This window comes from Peribacillus sp. TH14, from assembly GCF_016651145.1.
In the GTDB taxonomy this organism is placed as follows: domain Bacteria; phylum Bacillota; class Bacilli; order Bacillales; family DSM-1321; genus Peribacillus; species Peribacillus butanolivorans.
Genome location: NZ_JAEKEK010000001.1, coordinates 3,684,448 through 3,702,235 on the forward strand (window position 1 = coordinate 3,684,448; position 17,788 = coordinate 3,702,235).

Below are 17,788 nucleotides of genomic sequence, written 5' to 3' on the forward strand. Positions count from 1 at the left end.
TCGTTTTGTATAATAAGTAAGTTGAGGGGTGAATTTATGTTAAAGCCAAAAACACGGTGGAACTTACGAACTGCCGATGAAAACAAAGTTGCTGAACTAGCGGAAGAGCTTCATATCACACCCTTAGTTGCGGCCTTACTTGTGAATCGTGGCCTGGATACAATTGAAAGTGCCCGATCATTTTTATTTGTAAAAAATCAAACTTTTCATGATCCATTTTTACTGAAAGATATGGATAAAGCAGTATATAGAATAAAAGAAGCCATTCAAAACGGAGAGAAAATCAGGGTTTTTGGTGATTATGATGCGGACGGCGTGACATCGACTACGGTGATGATGACGACGCTTACTAGACTAGGAGCCGATGTGGACTTTTATATTCCTAATCGGTTTACAGAGGGCTACGGGCCGAATCCAATGGCATTCCGCTTGGCTGCTGAGCAAGGTGTAAAGGTATTAATAACCGTGGACACGGGAATTTCCGCAGTTGATGAAGCGAAACTTGCTAGCGAGCTTGGCATGGATTATATTTTGACGGATCACCATGAACCGGGGCCGGAACTTCCCGAAGCACTAGCGATTATTCATCCAAAACTTGAGGACAGTTCCTATCCATTTGAAGATCTTGCTGGCGTAGGGGTTGCTTTTAAACTGGCACATGCCTTGCTAGGTGAACTGCCAGAGGATTTGCTGGAGATTGCGGCAATCGGTACCATTGCGGATTTGGTACCTTTAAAAGGAGAAAACCGCCTCATTGCAGCGAAAGGGATTGAGCAGTTACGCTTAACTAGACGTCCGGGGCTTGTTGCCCTAATGAAAGTGGCGAATATTCAGCAGGAAGCATTGAATGAGGAATCAATCGGCTTTGCAATGGCACCACGAATCAATGCAGTTGGCCGCCTTGGTGATGCTGACCCGGCTGTTGATTTATTGATGTCTGAAAACTTGGCTGAAGCGACGGAACTGGCTAATGAAATCGATGATATTAATAAAGAGCGTCAGGCGATGGTTGCTGCAATGGCGGAAGAAGCGATTCAAGAGGTTGAGGAAAACTTCCCACCGGAGTCAAATGGTGTGCTTATTATCGGGAGAGAAGGCTGGAACGCAGGGGTAGTGGGTATTGTAGCCTCCAAACTGGTTGAACGCTTTTACCGTCCGACCATTGTGTTGAGCTATGACCGAGAAAAGGGGCACGCGAAAGGTTCAGCCCGGAGTATTGCTGGATTCGACCTTTTTGAGAGTCTCTCTACTTGTCGCGAATTGCTGCCTCATTTTGGTGGACATCCGATGGCTGCGGGAATGACCTTGAAAATAGAAGACGTACAGGAGCTTAGAGATCGCATGAACATGATTGCGAAAGAACAGCTCAGCGAAGAAGATTTCACACCTATTACCAACTTGGATGGAGCCACAACATTAGCGGAAGTTTCCATTCAAACGATTCAGGAAATGAGCCTGCTAGCGCCATTTGGAGTTACCAATCCAAAGCCTAAAATCTTGATAGATTCCGTCCAGCTTTCAAGTGTCCGTAAAATTGGCGCCAATCAGAATCACTTGAAGGTGCAGCTTGAAGATAGTGAGAATCATAAACTCGACGGCGTTGGGTTTGGTCTAGGTCATTATGTGGATGAAATAGCTCCGCATGCAGAAGTCTCCGTGATCGGCGAGCTTTCCATTAATGAGTGGAATAATATCAAAAAGCCGCAAATCTTTGTTCAGGATGTATCGGTCAATCATTGGCAGCTCTTTGATTATCGCGGCAAGGGACAGGCAGAGAAGTGGCTAGCTGAGATACCGGTTCATAATCGGAAAATTGTTATTTTCTCGGAAGATATTTATAGAAGATATCCTTTTTTACAAAACCATCCCGATCTTGTTTTAATCAAGAATGAACAGGAAGCAGATCAGCTCGACTGCATGCAAGGACATGTGGTTCTTATGGACATGCCCCCGTTAAGAGAGTTGTTAAAACGGGTGATTGAAAATAAGAAGCCGTCGCGGATATACGCACATTTTTCTCATGAACAGGATCATTTCTTAAGTACGGTGCCAACACGGGACGACTTTAAATGGTTCTATGCCTTTCTTGCTAAAAAGGGTCCGCTTGATGTGAAAAGGTATGGTGATGATCTTGCCAAATACCGAGGCTGGTCAAGAGATACAGTGGATTTTATTTCAAAGGTGTTTTTTGAGCTTGATTTTGTTACAATAGAGAATGGGTTAATTATGCTCACAGCCAATGCGAAAAAACGCGATCTCAGTGAGTCTGAATCGTTTATAAGAAAGAAAGAGCAATTTGAGCTTGAACAAGAGCTTGTCTATTCTTCCTATCAGCAATTATTCGATTGGTTCAATCATTTTTTAGTTCATGAGGCAACAGACCTTGAGGAGGAAACAAAGCAATGGATTTAAAGCAATATGTAACAATTGTGCAAGACTGGCCAAAACCGGGTATTGTCTTCAAAGATATTACAACATTAATGGATAACGGCGCAGCTTATAAATACGCAACAGACCAAATCGTCGAGTACGCTCGCGATAAAAATATCGATTTAGTGGTCGGACCGGAAGCACGCGGATTCATTATCGGATGTCCAGTCGCATACTCATTGGAAGTGGGCTTTGCGCCAGTGAGAAAAGAAGGAAAGCTTCCACGTGAAACGATAAAAGTCGAATATGGCTTAGAATATGGTAAGGATGTATTGACTATCCATAAAGATGCCATTAAACCAGGACAACGTATCCTGATTACGGACGATTTACTTGCTACTGGCGGTACAATCGAAGCAACGATCAAATTAGTGGAAGAGCTTGGCGGAATTGTAGCCGGGATTGCATTCCTTATTGAATTAACAGACCTAGACGGTAAAGATAAATTAGAAGGCTATGATGTTTTAACACTAATGAACTTTTAATAAAGAAGAGCACTCTGACCAGGGTGCTCTTTCTGTTTTACCCGTTTTTCATAGATTTTGTCGAATTTCCAGTGAAAAAAAGAACTATTCTTAATAAAATACATGTTTTACCCTTTACATCCATGCCATTTTTTTCGATAATAGTAATAATAAAGAGTTTTCTGCTATTAAGTTTATTTGCACTTGTATCCGTTTCGGCGGATTTATTTTTTTCGCAAAAATTGTCACGTTTTGCTGAACAAAGAGAAGTGCTACCAATCATACTCAATCCGGTTAATATCCGGTGGCAGTTAAAGTGGGGTTAAGGTGATTAAATGGCTAACGATCAAATATTGACTGCCGAGCAAGTTGTAGAAATGGCCAGCTTATATCTTCAGCCGGAAGAAGCTGAATTTATTCATAGAGCGTTTAAGTATGCAGAGTATGCTCACCGAGAACAATTTCGTAAATCGGGAGAACCGTATATTATTCATCCGATTCAAGTAGCGGGTATTCTGGCTGATCTTGAAATGGATCCTGCAACTATTGCGGCAGGCTTTTTACATGATGTTGTTGAAGACACGGAGGTCACTCTGAAGGATATTGAAGAGAATTTCAGTCCTGAAGTCGCCATGCTCGTTGATGGTGTGACCAAATTAGGGAAAATTAAGTATAAATCACAGCAAGAACAACAGGCGGAAAACCATAGGAAAATGTTCGTTGCGATGGCCCAGGATATCCGGGTCATATTGATTAAGCTTGCTGACAGACTGCACAATATGCGGACATTGAAGCATCTGCCGCAGGAAAAGCAGAGAAGAATTTCGAACGAAACATTAGAAATCTTTGCGCCGCTTGCTCATCGTCTTGGGATCAGTACGATTAAATGGGAACTTGAAGATACGGCACTAAGGTATTTGAACCCGCAGCAGTATTACCGAATCGTCAACCTTATGAAGAAAAAGCGTGCAGAACGTGAACAGTATTTAGAAGAAGTCATTGATGAAGTGCGTAAAAACGTGGAAGAAGTCAATATTAAAGCAGACCTCTCTGGTAGACCGAAACATATATACAGTATTTATCGCAAAATGGCGTTGCAGAATAAGCAGTTCAGTGAAATTTATGACCTGCTTGCGGTTCGGATTGTCGTCAATAGCATAAAAGACTGTTATGCCGTTTTAGGGATCATTCATACATGCTGGAAGCCGATGCCTGGCCGATTTAAAGACTATATCGCGATGCCGAAGCCGAATATGTATCAATCCTTACATACGACGGTAATCGGGCCAAAAGGCGATCCGCTTGAAGTGCAAATCCGTACCTCCGATATGCATCGCATTGCCGAGTTCGGGGTTGCCGCACACTGGGCTTATAAAGAAGGAAAAGATGTTGGTGAACAGCCTTCATTAGAGGAAAAATTGACTTGGTTCAGGGAAATTCTTGAATTCCAGGATGACGCAACAAACGCCGAGGAATTCATGGAATCCCTTAAAATCGATCTTTTTTCTGATATGGTGTTCATTTTTACGCCAAAAGGCGATGTTATTGAACTTCCGTCAGGATCCAATCCGATTGACTTTGCTTACCGGATTCACTCGGAAATCGGTAACAAAACGATAGGGGCCAAAGTGAACGGGAAAATGGTACCGCTGGATTATAAACTAAAAACAGGCGATATTATTGAAATTTTAACATCCAAGCATTCATATGGTCCAAGTCAAGATTGGCTTAAACTCACGCAAACATCTCAGGCGAAAAATAAAATCCGTCAATTTTTCAAAAAGCAGCGCCGAGAAGAAAATATCGAAAAAGGCAAAGAACTTGTTGAAAAAGAAATCAGGATCATGGAGTTTGATCTGAAGGAAATCCTGACATCTGAGAATATTAAGCGCGTTTCGGATAAATTCAATTTCCTGAATGAAGAAGATATGTATGCAGCGGTTGGTTATAACGGAATTACAGCCCTTCAGGTAGCGAACCGCCTTACTGAAAAATGGCGTAAGCAGAAGATGGTCGAGCAAGAAGCAGATATTTCGGAAGCTGTTGCTGATCTGAAAACTTTCCCTAATTCCTCCAAAAAACGTGACTCAGGTGTACGTGTACCGGGAATTGAGAACCTCCTTATCCGTTTATCACGCTGTTGTAATCCGGTTCCTGGGGATGAAATCGTTGGTTATATTACAAAAGGCCGTGGAGTATCTGTCCATAGACAAGACTGTCCGAACCTAGAAAGCGGTGATTCCGATCATCGTCTTGTGCCTGTTGAATGGGAAAGCAAGATTAACGAACGTAAGGAATATATCGTTGAAATTGAGATCAGCGGATATGATCGCCGCGGCTTATTAAACGAAGTGTTGCAAGCTGTCAACGAAACAAAGACAAATATTTCAGCAGTATCAGGTAAATCGGACCGGAATAAAGTGGCGACCATTCACATGTCGATTTATATCCATAACATTGCACATCTACAAAAGGTCGTCGACCGTATAAAACAAATTTCAGATGTCTATTCCGTTAGAAGGATTATGAACTAAGGAGTTTTATTACTATGCGTGTTGTTTTACAACGTTCCAAAGCTGCCAAAGTTGTTGTGGCAGGCCAAACAATCGGGCAAATTGACAGCGGACTAGTCCTGCTAGTTGGTGTCACCCATGGCGATACAATAGATGACGCCATCTATTTGGCCGATAAGATTGTTAATCTTAGAATTTTTGAAGATGAAAATGAAAAGATGAACCACTCACTACTAGACGTTGGTGGTTCGATTCTATCAGTTTCACAATTTACGCTATATGGCGACTGCCGTAAAGGCCGTCGTCCGAACTTCATGGACGCCGCCCGTCCTGAAGAGGCGAACAAAATTTATGAATCATTCAATGAAGAACTACGCAAAAAAGGCGTCCATACTGAAACCGGTCAATTTGGCGCAATGATGGACGTTCAGCTTACTAATGACGGACCTGTAACATTAATAATGGAAAGTAAAAAGTAACCTGCTGCGGCAGGTTTTTTTGTTGAGAAAAAGTGATTGTAAACAAATTGAAAGCCAGCTTCCATGGGAAGCTGGCTTGTCATTATTTGAAATACCGCGCCAATCCATTATAGATAGCGGTTGTAATGGTTTCTTGATATTCATTCGTTGTAATCCTCAACTCTTCAACAGGATTACTTAAATAGCCTAGTTCAATAAGTGTAGCTACACGATTGTTTTCACGGATAACATGGTAATCTCCGTATCGGGAACCTCGGTTAGGCACCTGCATCGTGGATCCTAGTGAATTGGCAAGTGTTGAGGCAAAATTCTGTTGATAGTCATGATAGTAGAATGTAGTTATTCCACTCGCAATCTGATCTTTGGTGCTATCATAATGGAGGCTGATGAATGCATCCGCGTTATTGATATGTGAAGTGCTAACCCTTGAAGGCAGTGGAACATATGTATTACTGCTTCTTGTCAGAATCACTTTTGCACCTGCCGCATGAAGCTTGTCCCGCAGCAACTCAGCGGTACGGATTGTTAAGTTTTTCTCAAGAGTACCACCGACTCCAACTGTACCGCTGTCCCTGCCGCCATGGCCGGGATCGATTACGATGACTTTATCCGCTAAATATTTTTCAACGCCTGGACGCTGGATCTGCTCAGCATTACCTTCAATCGTCACAATCCAACCAGCAACATAAGCGGTTTGGCCATTCTTGAGTTTAATGGAGTACCAATCGCCCTCCATACCGAGAACGGAGAATGTTTCTCCTTCTTTCACCTGCGCTACAATCTGCGAGTTGCCATCTGGCTTACTTCTAAGGATTGTCCCATCATGAATGGTGGTAATCTTACTGCCTTTTACGTCAATCTTCTTTTTCTTTGTTGTTTGTTCGGCATTCTCTATTTCTAAATACCAGCTCACCACCCAGCCTTTTTTTGAATCAGAAAGCTGAAGCTGTGTCATTTGGCCTGTTGTTTGCAAAACTTGGTAGGTTTCATCCTTGTTTACCGAACCAATGATTTTACTGTTAGGAGAGGCCTTTTTCCGCACATTTAAACCAGAAACGGTTACTCTTGCAGTGGTACCTGCCTTATTGATTTTCGTCTCACTCTTATTCTTGCCCAATTCTATGTAAGATTCGGCGACCCAGCCATGGCTTCCTTGAAAATCAATTTCAACCCATTCGTTTTCAATTCGATAAACAGTAACCATCGTATTTTTATTCAGCTTACCGAGCGAGGCACTGCTTTTTGAAGGTTCAGAACGAACATTGAGACGGTCGACCAAAGTGACTCCCGTTTGCACGGATTGTTCCGATTCTTCTTTCTTCTGCTTCGTATCTTTCTCTACTGCGTTCTCGGAAGCCTTAGTGAGCTCGAGATAGTCAGAAGAGACCCAACCCTCGATTTCTGCATGTTTGATTTGAATCCAATTTTCATTTTTTTCAATAATGTCAACAGCCGTTCCTTTCGTTATCGAACCAACTGTTTGAAATGTAGTACCGGGGCCTGTACGGACGCGGACAGAGCTACCGGTTATTATTCCCTGACCTGATTCCTGCTTAACCTGATTTGAATCTGATTTTTTTCCCACAAGCCAATTGGCAACCCAACCCGTTTTACCGGCGCCAATCCGAATTTCAATCCAATCGCCATCTTCATTCACAATCGGATACGTTTCCCCTTTTGTAAGTTTTTTCACAATAGGAAAACTGAGGCCTGCGCCATCACGGACATTGACCACCTTGGTCGTCACGACAATTTCCCCTTCGTTTTCTCCAAATGCTTGATTGACGGGGAAAATCGCTGCTATTATCAGCAATAGGATCAGGCCAAATAATCCTGATTTCTTCTTCATAAGTTGTCTCTCCCTTTTATCTCTATTTGTATGTATTCTCGTTCAATAAAAAATTTCCCTCCTTAATTGTGCAAAAAACATTTTTTTTAGGAAAGAATAAGTCTTATTAACTAATGGAGGGAAGCCATATGAAATTCAGCGAAAAAGACCAAACGAGTTTAAGTGGGGGCAATCAAGTACTAGGAGTCGATTTTCACGATTTTATTCAAAAGGAACAAAGCGCAAATCTAATTGAATTAGCATCCGAATTCGGAGTCAATGTCCGAACAATCAAGAATATGAAAAAACATTTGAACCAATAAAATACGACAAAATTCCTTAGCCTATCTTGACATTTGATGTTAACGTCCGTATGATTATAAAGTATCAGACCTATTACTGCAATAACCAATGATGGAGAAGAGTAATTAAGAAACACATGAAAAGAGAGGAAATGCCGAGGCTGAAAGCATTCCACATGATGACTTAATGAAAGAACCCTCCGTAGGCTTCACTCTGAACGAATTTTTTTAGTAGGAGATGGACGTAAAGCAGGCGTTAACTGTTTTTGAGCGGAGGCACTTATTTAATTGTGTTTCAACTAGGGTGGCACCACGGGATATCCAACTCTCGTCCCTTGTAACGACTATGTTACAAGGGGCGGGAGTTTTTTGTTTGGAAAAAATTCAGTGCAGCGTCGTATAAGAAATGACGCATTGCTTTAAAGGAGGAAACAAATATGTCTATTCAGATTCCTAGAGGTACGCAGGATTTATTGCCTGGTCAAACGGAAATTTGGCAGTATATCGAAAAGACAGCGCGTGAGATTTGTCACCGTTATCAATATAAAGAAATCCGTACACCGATTTTTGAGCACACAGAGCTGTTCTTACGTGGTGTGGGAGACACAACCGATATCGTGCAAAAAGAGATGTACTCATTTCAGGACCGCGGTGAACGGAATTTGACCCTTCGTCCTGAAGGCACTGCATCTGTTGTTAGATCATACATTGAGAACAAAATGTTTGGTTGGGCAAATCAACCGGTCAAACTTTATTATATCGGGCCAATGTTCCGTTACGAACGTCCGCAAGCAGGTCGCTTCCGTCAGTTCGTTCAATTTGGCATCGAGGCATTAGGAAGTAAAGATCCAGGAATTGATGCAGAGGTTCTATCGCTGGCAATGAATCTTTATAAAGAGCTTGGGTTGACAAAACTGAAGCTCGTGATAAATAGCCTTGGTGATAATGAAAGCCGGACAGCGCATCGCAATGCGTTAATCAAGCATTTCGAACCCCGTATCGGCGAGTTTTGTAGCGATTGTCAAAACCGTCTTGAAAAAAATCCATTGCGTATTCTGGATTGTAAAAAAGATCACGATCACGAATTGATGAAAACGGCACCTTCCATCATTGAATATTTAAATGATGAATCGCGTACCTATTTCGAAAAAGTGAAACAACACTTAACGGATTTGGAAATTGAATTTGTTGAAGATCCGACGCTTGTGCGCGGCCTGGATTACTATAATCATACGGCCTTTGAAATCATGAGTGATGCGGAAGGTTTTGGTGCGATTACGACACTTTGTGGAGGCGGCCGTTATAACGGGCTTGCTGAAGAGCTTGGTGGACCGGAAACACCCGGGATTGGCTTTGCGCTCAGCATTGAACGTCTGATTGCAGCACTTCAAGCAGAAAACATCGAACTTCCGATCAAAAAGGGCATTGACTGCTACCTTGTTTCACTAGGTGAGTCCGCTAAGGATTATAATGTCAAACTTGCCTACCAATTGCGTAATGCCGGTTTCACAGTCGAAAAAGACTACCAAGACCGTAAAGTAAAAGCTCAATTTAAATCAGCCGATCGCCTTGAAGCAAGATACGTGGCGACACTTGGAGATGATGAATTGAAAAATAATACAATTAATCTAAAGTTCATGGCAACCGGTGAACAAGTCCATATGGATCTTGCTACATTCGTTGAACAATTTAAAAAGCTACAGGCTTAAGGGGGAAATACCATGTTTGGCAGAACATACTTCAATGGAGAAGTTACAGAAGCAGCTATTGGTGAAAAAGTTACATTAAAAGGATGGGTACAAAAACGTCGTGATTTGGGCGGAGTAATCTTTATCGACCTTCGTGACAGAAGCGGAGTTGTACAAGTTGTTTTCAATCCGGACATCTCGGCTGAAGCATTGGCGACAGCTGAAAAAATTCGTAATGAATACGTTCTTGATATCCAAGGTACAGTCATCAAACGTGATGAAGCCAACTTCAACCCGAATGTATCAACAGGCACAATTGAAGTTCAAGCAGAAAGCGTAACAATTTTAAATGAAGCAAAAACACCTCCTTTCATCATTGATGAAAGAACAGATGTTTCTGAAGATATTCGCTTAAAATACCGCTATTTGGACTTACGTCGTCCGGCAATGTTTGAAACGTTGAAAATGCGTAACCAAACAACTAAGGCGATTCGTGATTACTTGGACGGCGAAGGCTTCCTTGATATCGAAACACCTATTTTAACGAAAAGTACACCAGAAGGCGCACGTGATTATTTAGTGCCTAGCCGTGTACACGAAGGTGAGTTTTATGCACTGCCACAGTCACCGCAAATCTTTAAGCAACTATTGATGGTATCCGGTTTCGAACGTTATTATCAAATTGCCCGCTGTTTCCGTGATGAAGATTTACGTGCTGACAGACAGCCTGAATTCACACAAATCGATATTGAAACTAGCTTCATGAGCCAGGAAGATATCATTAAAACGGCTGAAAACATGATGGCTAAAGTTATGAAAGATGTAAAAGGGCTGGACGTAACACTGCCATTCCCAAGAATGACATATAACGAAGCGATGAGCCGTTATGGTTCCGACAAACCTGATACACGTTTCGAAATGGAACTTAAAGATGTTTCAGAAATCGTGAAAGACAGTGATTTTAAAGTGTTCACAGGTGCTGTTGCAAATGGTGGACAAGTTAAAGCGATCGTAGTTAAAGGCGGAAATGCAGATTATTCCCGTAAAGACATTGATGCATTGGCTGAATTTGCAGCTATTTACGGTGCAAAAGGCCTTGCTTGGTTAAAAGTAGAAGAAGATGGCGTAAAAGGACCAATTGCAAAATTCTTCGCTGAAGACCAACAGCAATTAGTTGCAGTATTGGAAGCAGAAGTAGGCGACCTGATCTTATTCGTTGCAGATAAGAAAAGCATTGTTGCGGATGCACTTGGCGCGCTTCGTATTAAGCTAGGTAAAGAAAGAGGCTTGATCGACCAAAGCAAATTCAACTTCCTATGGGTAACGGACTGGCCATTACTTGAATACGATGAAGAAGAAGGACGCTATTATGCAGCTCACCATCCATTCACAATGCCATTCCGTGAAGACCTGGAAAAACTGGAATCAGACCCAGCCAGTGTCCGTGCACAAGCGTATGACCTTGTCTTGAACGGCTACGAACTTGGCGGTGGATCACTGCGTATTTTCGAACGCGATGTTCAAGAAAAAATGTTCAAAGTGCTTGGATTCACAGAAGAAGAAGCAAACGCACAATTCGGCTTCTTAATGGATGCTTTCGAATATGGAACACCTCCACACGGCGGTATCGCACTTGGATTGGACCGTATGGTAATGTTGCTTGCGGGTCGCACAAACCTTCGCGACACCATCGCGTTCCCGAAAACAGCAAGCGCAAGCGACTTGTTAGTTGACGCTCCAAGTACTGTAAGTGATAAGCAATTAGCAGAACTTAGCTTAAGACTTGCTGCATTAAAGAAATAATTTTATTGGGAAAAAATATGAAAATTTACCTAGATGCTTTCTCTTGAAACGGAGTAAAGCATTATGATATGATATTTTCAACAAGTAAGAGTCCTGATGTGTTCGTTCTTTAACCTATAAGTTTTGACCGAACACTTATAGTTACCGGGAGCACTAGTTTCCTGGCCGCGTACATGCCTCCCTCGTAGAGGACTTACAAACGCGAGGAACCGAGCACCCACCTGCGGAGAGCGGGTTCAAAACAAAGGCGTAAACGGCACAATTGGGACTCTTATAACTTACAAAGCAACTCATGTTGAGTAAACATGGGTTTTTTTGTGCTGAAAAATCTGTATTCACGAGTAAAAGGCTGAAACTCAGAGTAAAAGCTGAAACTCACGAGTAAAGGGCTGAAAGTCACGAGTAAAAGCTGAAACTCACGAGTAAAAGGGTTAAACTCACGAGTAAAATGCCCAAACTCACAAGTAAAAGGCTGAAACTCACGAGTAAAAGCTGAAAGTCACGAGTAAAAGCTGAAACTCACGAGTAAAGCGGTGAAACTCACGAGTAAAAGCTGAAACTCACGAGTAAAGCGGTGAAACTCACGAGTAAAAAGCCCAAACTCACGAGTAAAAGCTGAAACTCACGAGTAAAATGCCCGAACTCACGAGTAACCACTATTTTTCAGATACCCAGGCAGGAATCAAAAGCATGATCACAGAAAATATAGAAGAAGGAGTGATGAATTAATGAAAAAACCATGTGAAAAGCCAATGAAAATGCTTAAACTGGAGGCATTAAGCAGAAGGCTCTCACCAAACCATCCTAAACAGAAAAAAATAACGAATGATTACCGGAAAATCCGTACTGGTTTTTATGGAGAATCAAGTATTGGAAAAGAGTTAAAGGATCTTTCAAAAAAATATCAAGTATTTCATGACCTCAGACTGAGCCGCGATGAGAGCAGCTTTTTCCAAATGGACTTTCTTATCGTATCTACAAATTGCTGCATTATCATCGAGGTGAAAAACTTTGCCGGTTTGCTCTATTTTGACCGCACCTATCCTCAATTGATTCGGACAAAAGATGGACAGGAACAAGCCTATCTTGATCCGATTATCCAGGTTGATGTGCAAAAATCACGCTTAATCAATTGGCTTAACCTTCATAAATTCCCGCTGCTTCCGATTGAAACGCTCATTGCAAATGCAAACTCGAACACCATCATTAAGACTACTCCTGGTCATGCCTCCATCTTCAAGCAAATCACCGGAAAAGAAACACTCATCTCAAAAATTCAAACTCTTGAAAAAAAGTATCCATCTGCGCAATTAACCCAAAGGCAACGCAATAAACTATCAAACACATTCCTTCAAAAAAATACTCCACATAATCCAGATATACTCAAGTGGTATCAAATCTCTGAAACGGATCTGCTCAAAAGTGTTCACTGCCCAGAATGTTCAATTCTCCAAATGCAACGTCACTGGGGAAAATGGATCTGCGCGCATTGTTCTTACTCTTCTAAAGATGCCCACATTCAAACTCTTCGTGATTATGCCCTCCTCATAAGGCCCAAGATTACAAATAAACAAGCGCGGTTATTTTTACAGATTGAATCAATAGATATCATGCAGAGAATACTCTCTACTATGGAATTGCCTTATACAGGGCAATATAAAAATCGAGAATATAACCTTGATTGCTTATTTCACGAGTAAATGGTTGAAACTCACGAGTAAATGGCTGAAACTCACGAGTAACCGTCTTAAACTCACGAGTAAAAAGCTGAAACTCACGAGTAAAAGCTGAAACTCACGAGTAAATGGCTGAAACTCACGAGTTAGCATCAAAAACCCCCATTTAAGGAACACTCCACAATATACATTCGTAAAGTATGTAGTAAGGTTGAAATAATTAGAGCAAGGAAAAAGAAAGTAGTGAGGGCTTTGAAAGACTTATTGGATGCTAAGAGGAGAGAAATGCTTCAATTAGTGGAGCAGCTTGTGAATATTGATAGTGGTTCTTATACAAAACAGGGAATTGATAAAATTGGTACGATTTTAAAAACGAAATTTGAGAGTCTTGATTTTATTGTGAATATTGTGGAACAAAAGAATTATGGCAATCAATTAGTTATTCAGCATCGTGATGCGCTTCAACCACATATTCTTGTTGTCGCACATATGGATACAGTTTTTCCAGAAGGGACGGTACAAAAACGTCCTTTTAAAGTGATAGGAGATCGCGCATACGGACCTGGTGTTGCTGATATGAAGGCAAGCTTAGTCGAACTTTTTTATGCGATTCTTTGTATGAAACAGGCAGGGAAGACCGGGTATAAACATATTCAAATCATTCTCAATAGTGATGAAGAGATAGGGTCTCCTTCTTCTGCTTCACTCATTTCTGAGAATGCGGCAAATAAGAAATTTGCGTTAATTCTAGAGCCGGCGAGGTCGGATGGTTCACTTGTTACGGCGAGAAGAGGCTGCGGGCAATTTAAAGTGGACATAGTAGGAGTGTCTGCTCACTCGGGGATTGAACCGGAAAAAGGACGAAGTGCAATTGAAGAATTGGCTCATAAGATTATCGCACTGCATAGGTTAAATGATCTTAAGCAGGGGATTAGTGTAAATGTCGGGATAATTGAAGGCGGTTCAGCTGTCAATACCATTGCCTCCCACGCCGCTGCCTTTGTGGATGTACGTATCTCAGAAAAAAAACAGGAAGTTATGATCCTAAAACAAATGAAAAAAATCTGTGCTCACAATTATATTGCGGGAACGAAAACGACGCTTAGCGGCAAAATGGACCGGCCACCTATGGAAAAGAACGAACAAACGACCATTCTATTAGAGGCTATCAATCAGGCGGGGCAGGAAATCGGCATCAATATCACCGATACGGCTACGGGTGGAGGTTCAGATGCTTCTTTTACATCTGAATTAGGAATTGCAACCGTAGACGGACTAGGTCCAATTGGCGGAAATGCACATAGTGAAGATGAGTATTTAGAAGTTCCTAGCCTGACAGAACGAACGCTTCTTCTAGCAACAGTTCTTCAAAAATTGTCTACAATGAACTAGTATACTAATTCCGATAACTCTGCTCATATTTCACTTGTCATAAATGATGTTTATGATATATTGTTAATTGGGAATCTAAATAAGAACAGAATTTATTGGAGTTGAATATATATGTTGCATCAGTTTTCTCGAAATGAATTAGCGATTGGTAAGGAAGGCATAGATATACTGAAGAACACGACCGTTGCTGTTCTAGGTGTAGGTGGCGTCGGTTCTTTTTCAGCTGAGGCGTTGGCACGTACAGGAGTAGGTCGAATTATCCTTGTTGATAAAGATGATGTCGACATTACTAATGTGAACAGACAGATTCATGCTCTTCTCTCAACTGTAGGTCAGCCGAAAGCGGAATTGATGAAGACCCGCATTCAAGATATTAATCCGGACTGCGAAGTAATCGCGCTAAAAATGTTCTATACAGAAGAAACGTTTGAAGAGTTCTTCAGTTATAATCTTGACTATGTCATTGATGCATCAGATACGGTCATTTATAAGATGCATGTGATGAAGGAATGCCTGAAACGAAATATTAAGGTGATTTCAAGCATGGGAGCTGCCAATAAAATGGACCCAACCCGTTTCCAAATTGCTGATATTTCTAAAACGCATACAGATCCGCTTGCCAAGGTCATTCGTACAAGATTACGAAAAGAGGGCATCACAAAGGGAATTCCTGTCGTCTTTTCCGATGAAAGCCCGATTGTCATTCGTGAGGATGTTCGAAAAGAAGTCGGCAATGACAATGCTAAAATCCGTAAAGCTCAAATGCCGCCATCTTCCAATGCTTTCGTACCATCTGTAGCTGGCTTAATTGCGGCCAGTTGGGTAATCAATGATATTGTAAAAGACATTGAAGTTCGCCGTGTTAATGACTGATAGACATTTAACTGACTCTAAACGGAGTCAGTTTTTTTGTTCATATTATCACGAAAATATTTTTTATTAACATTTTTTTCTATGACATATAGACGGAGTCGATAGAATGAGATACACTGTTTTCAGAATATTATTTTTATTTAAATATTCTGTCAATGAGAATAATATACTAAATTAGGGGGTTTCAAATGAAGAAGAAGAAAAAGCTAGCAGGAGTGTTTCTATCACTTTCACTAGTAGCTGGGGCGCTGGCAGGTTGTAATAGCGACTCGAAAACTAGCAGTTCAAGTGGGGGCTCATCCACCTCGGGTGACACCATTAAAATTGGTGCCAACCTTGAATTGTCAGGTGGTACTGCATCATTCGGTCAGTCGGCTGCGGATGGTTTGAAACTGGCCATCGAAGAAATTAATAAAGAAGGCATTGACGGAAAAAAGCTAGAAATCATTAAAGTTGATAATAAATCTGATGCAGCAGAAGCTACAAGCGGTTCAATTAAATTAGTCAGTCAGGACAAAGTTGTCGCTGTAGTTGGATCAGCTACAAGCACGAACACTTTGGCACAGGTTCAAGTCGCACAAGATAATAAAGTTCCTCTTCTCACACCAACTGCAACAAATCCCGACATAACAAATAAAGCTGGAAAATTAAACGATTATGTGTTCAGAACTTGCTTTATCGATCCTTTCCAAGGGACGGTTGCAGCTAATTTCGCATCTGATGATATTGGGGCGAAGACTGCAGCAATCTATGTAGATAGCGCAAGTGATTATTCAAAAGGATTAGCCGCAGCATTTAAAGAAGCATTTACTGCAAACGGCGGTAAAATTGTAGCGGAAGAAGCCTATGTAACGAAAGATACTGATTTCCGCGCAACATTAACACGTATCAAATCTGCAAAACCGGAATTCGTTTTCCTTCCTGGTTATTATGAAGAAGTTGGACTTATCTTAAAGCAAGCTCGTGAAGACGGCATCGACCTTCCATTCATGGGTGGAGATGGCTGGGATTCTCCGAAAGTCGTTGAAATTGCTGGGGCAGAGGCATTGAAAAATACCTTTATCACTAATCACTATTCTCCAGAAGATGAAGATGCAAAAATCCAAGATTTCGTTGCAGCTTACAAAAAGAAATACAATAAAACACCAGATGCTTTTGCTGCCCTTGGCTATGACACTGGGTACTACCTGGCTGACGCTATCAAAAGATCAGGAGATGCTTCTCCCGAAAAAATCAGACAAGCCTTGGAAGATGTCAAAGATCTTCAATTAGTATCAGGGACTCTTAACCTCGATAAAAATCATGATCCAATCAAATCGGCTACTATTTTAGAATATGTAGATGGTAAACAAACATTTAAAACAAAAATCAATCCATAATAGTTAAGCGGATAGGGGGCAAGTCCCCCTATTCTATCTTCACTAAAAAAACACCTTTTCGGGGAGAGTGCAATATGGAACTGATTCAGCAATTGGTAAATGGCATTTCACTCGGCAGCATTTATGCATTGATTGCTCTTGGCTATACGATGGTATACGGGATCGTCAAGCTGATAAACTTTGCTCATGGTGACGTATTTATGGTTGGTTCATTTGTTGGTTTTTACTCAATTACGGTATTGGACTTATCGTTCATCCCTGCTTTATTGATTTCAATGATTGTATGCGCCATATTTGGTGTCTTAATTGAACGTATTGCTTATAAACCCCTTCGAAATGCAACACGGATTGCGGCCTTAATTACGGCCATCGGTGTTTCCCTTCTAATAGAAAATGGTCTAATCTACATCCGTGGCGCTCAGCCAGAAGCCTATCCAAACGATGTCCTTCCGATGGATAAACTCGATATATTAGGAGTTTCCATCAGCAGCCAATCTATATTAATTTTATCCGTATCGATTATTTTAATGATTATCCTACAATTTGTTGTACATAAAACAAAAATCGGCAAAGCCATGCGTGCCGTTTCATTTGATTCCGAAGCGGCTACGCTTATGGGCATCAATGTCAATAATACGATTTCCGCTACCTTCGCAATAGGTTCGGCTCTTGCAGGGGCGGCAGGTGTTATTTTTGGAATCTACTATATTAAGATTGAGCCGTTAATGGGTGTCCTTCCTGGCCTTAAAGCCTTTGTTGCAGCAGTTTTAGGCGGCATTGGCATTATTCCTGGAGCAATGGTCGGCGGTCTACTGCTTGGAGTTATTGAGGCGTTGGTCAGTGCCGCCGGTTACTCTTTATGGCGTGACGGTGTGGCTTTTATCGTACTCATCTTGATATTAATTTTCTTGCCACAGGGCTTATTCGGTAAAAATAAAAGAGAAAAAGTATAGGGGAGACA

Annotated in this window: 14 protein-coding genes, 1 other RNA gene and 1 other annotated feature; of the genes, 13 read left to right on the forward strand and 2 right to left on the reverse strand. The window is 41.4% G+C overall.

All coding sequences use genetic code 11. The features are described from left to right. Positions 1-36 precede the first annotated feature (36 nt). Both recJ and JFU50_RS17875 read left to right on the forward strand, forming a co-directional pair. Positions 37-2,412 (forward strand): single-stranded-DNA-specific exonuclease RecJ, encoded by a 2,376-nt coding sequence (recJ, locus tag JFU50_RS17870; RefSeq protein WP_201186004.1) that lies wholly within the window; start codon positions 37-39, stop codon positions 2,410-2,412. Next, complete coding sequence (locus JFU50_RS17875) at positions 2,403-2,915, forward strand: adenine phosphoribosyltransferase (protein ID WP_053347125.1); 513 nt, start codon at positions 2,403-2,405, stop codon at positions 2,913-2,915. Before recJ ends, JFU50_RS17875 begins: the two co-directional genes overlap by 10 nt. A 37-nt stretch (positions 2,916-2,952) precedes the next feature. Here the strand turns inward: JFU50_RS17875 and JFU50_RS30450 are convergent, their stop codons facing one another. Beyond that, on the reverse strand, positions 2,953-3,177 hold the full coding sequence (locus JFU50_RS30450) for a hypothetical protein (RefSeq protein WP_207198806.1): 225 nt from the start codon (positions 3,175-3,177) through the stop codon (positions 2,953-2,955). Between the two features lie 52 nt (positions 3,178-3,229). On the opposite strand from JFU50_RS30450, the gene JFU50_RS17880 reads away from it, so the two are divergent. Both JFU50_RS17880 and dtd read left to right on the forward strand, forming a co-directional pair. Next, positions 3,230-5,428: a RelA/SpoT family protein gene (locus tag JFU50_RS17880; protein ID WP_201186002.1), complete on the forward strand. Its 2,199-nt coding sequence runs from the start codon at positions 3,230-3,232 to the stop codon at positions 5,426-5,428. 14 nt (positions 5,429-5,442) lie between these two features. Continuing rightward, positions 5,443-5,886: a D-aminoacyl-tRNA deacylase gene (gene dtd, locus JFU50_RS17885; RefSeq protein WP_201223517.1), complete on the forward strand. Its 444-nt coding sequence runs from the start codon at positions 5,443-5,445 to the stop codon at positions 5,884-5,886. An 82-nt stretch (positions 5,887-5,968) separates the two neighbouring features. Here dtd and JFU50_RS17890 read toward each other — a convergent pair whose 3' ends face one another. Beyond that, the gene (locus JFU50_RS17890) at positions 5,969-7,735 is read right to left on the reverse strand and encodes an SH3 domain-containing protein (RefSeq protein WP_201223519.1); all 1,767 of its coding nucleotides are present in this window, start codon (positions 7,733-7,735) and stop codon (positions 5,969-5,971) included. Between the two features lie 128 nt (positions 7,736-7,863). On the opposite strand from JFU50_RS17890, the gene JFU50_RS17895 reads away from it, so the two are divergent. The 9 genes from JFU50_RS17895 (at position 7,864) to JFU50_RS17935 (ending at position 17,780) form a co-directional block, all read left to right on the forward strand. Next, complete coding sequence (locus JFU50_RS17895) at positions 7,864-8,037, forward strand: hypothetical protein (protein WP_053347121.1); 174 nt, start codon at positions 7,864-7,866, stop codon at positions 8,035-8,037. Between the two features lie 79 nt (positions 8,038-8,116). After that, positions 8,117-8,355, forward strand: a binding site (T-box leader). Between the two features lie 98 nt (positions 8,356-8,453). After that, complete coding sequence (gene hisS, locus JFU50_RS17900; protein ID WP_053347120.1) at positions 8,454-9,725, forward strand: histidine--tRNA ligase; 1,272 nt, start codon at positions 8,454-8,456, stop codon at positions 9,723-9,725. A gap of 12 nt (positions 9,726-9,737) precedes the next feature. Beyond that, positions 9,738-11,507, forward strand: a complete 1,770-nt coding sequence (gene aspS, locus JFU50_RS17905; protein ID WP_056528354.1) for an aspartate--tRNA ligase — start codon at positions 9,738-9,740, stop codon at positions 11,505-11,507. An 87-nt stretch (positions 11,508-11,594) separates the two neighbouring features. After that, a non-coding RNA gene (gene ssrS, locus JFU50_RS17910) (6S RNA) lies at positions 11,595-11,780 on the forward strand. A 455-nt stretch (positions 11,781-12,235) separates the two neighbouring features. Continuing rightward, the gene (locus tag JFU50_RS17915; protein ID WP_201223521.1) at positions 12,236-13,207 is read left to right on the forward strand and encodes a nuclease-related domain-containing protein; all 972 of its coding nucleotides are present in this window, start codon (positions 12,236-12,238) and stop codon (positions 13,205-13,207) included. Between the two features lie 261 nt (positions 13,208-13,468). Beyond that, entirely contained in the window at positions 13,469-14,575 is a 1,107-nt protein-coding gene (locus JFU50_RS17920; protein ID WP_201223523.1) for a M20 family metallopeptidase, read from the forward strand. 111 nt (positions 14,576-14,686) lie between these two features. Next, entirely contained in the window at positions 14,687-15,448 is a 762-nt protein-coding gene (locus JFU50_RS17925) for a tRNA threonylcarbamoyladenosine dehydratase (RefSeq protein ID WP_053347117.1), read from the forward strand. 188 nt (positions 15,449-15,636) lie between these two features. After that, entirely contained in the window at positions 15,637-16,827 is a 1,191-nt protein-coding gene (locus JFU50_RS17930) for an ABC transporter substrate-binding protein (protein WP_201185997.1), read from the forward strand. 74 nt (positions 16,828-16,901) lie between these two features. Then, positions 16,902-17,780, forward strand: coding sequence for a branched-chain amino acid ABC transporter permease (locus tag JFU50_RS17935; protein ID WP_053347115.1), 879 nt, complete (start codon positions 16,902-16,904; stop codon positions 17,778-17,780). The last annotated feature ends 8 nt before the right edge of the window (positions 17,781-17,788 follow it).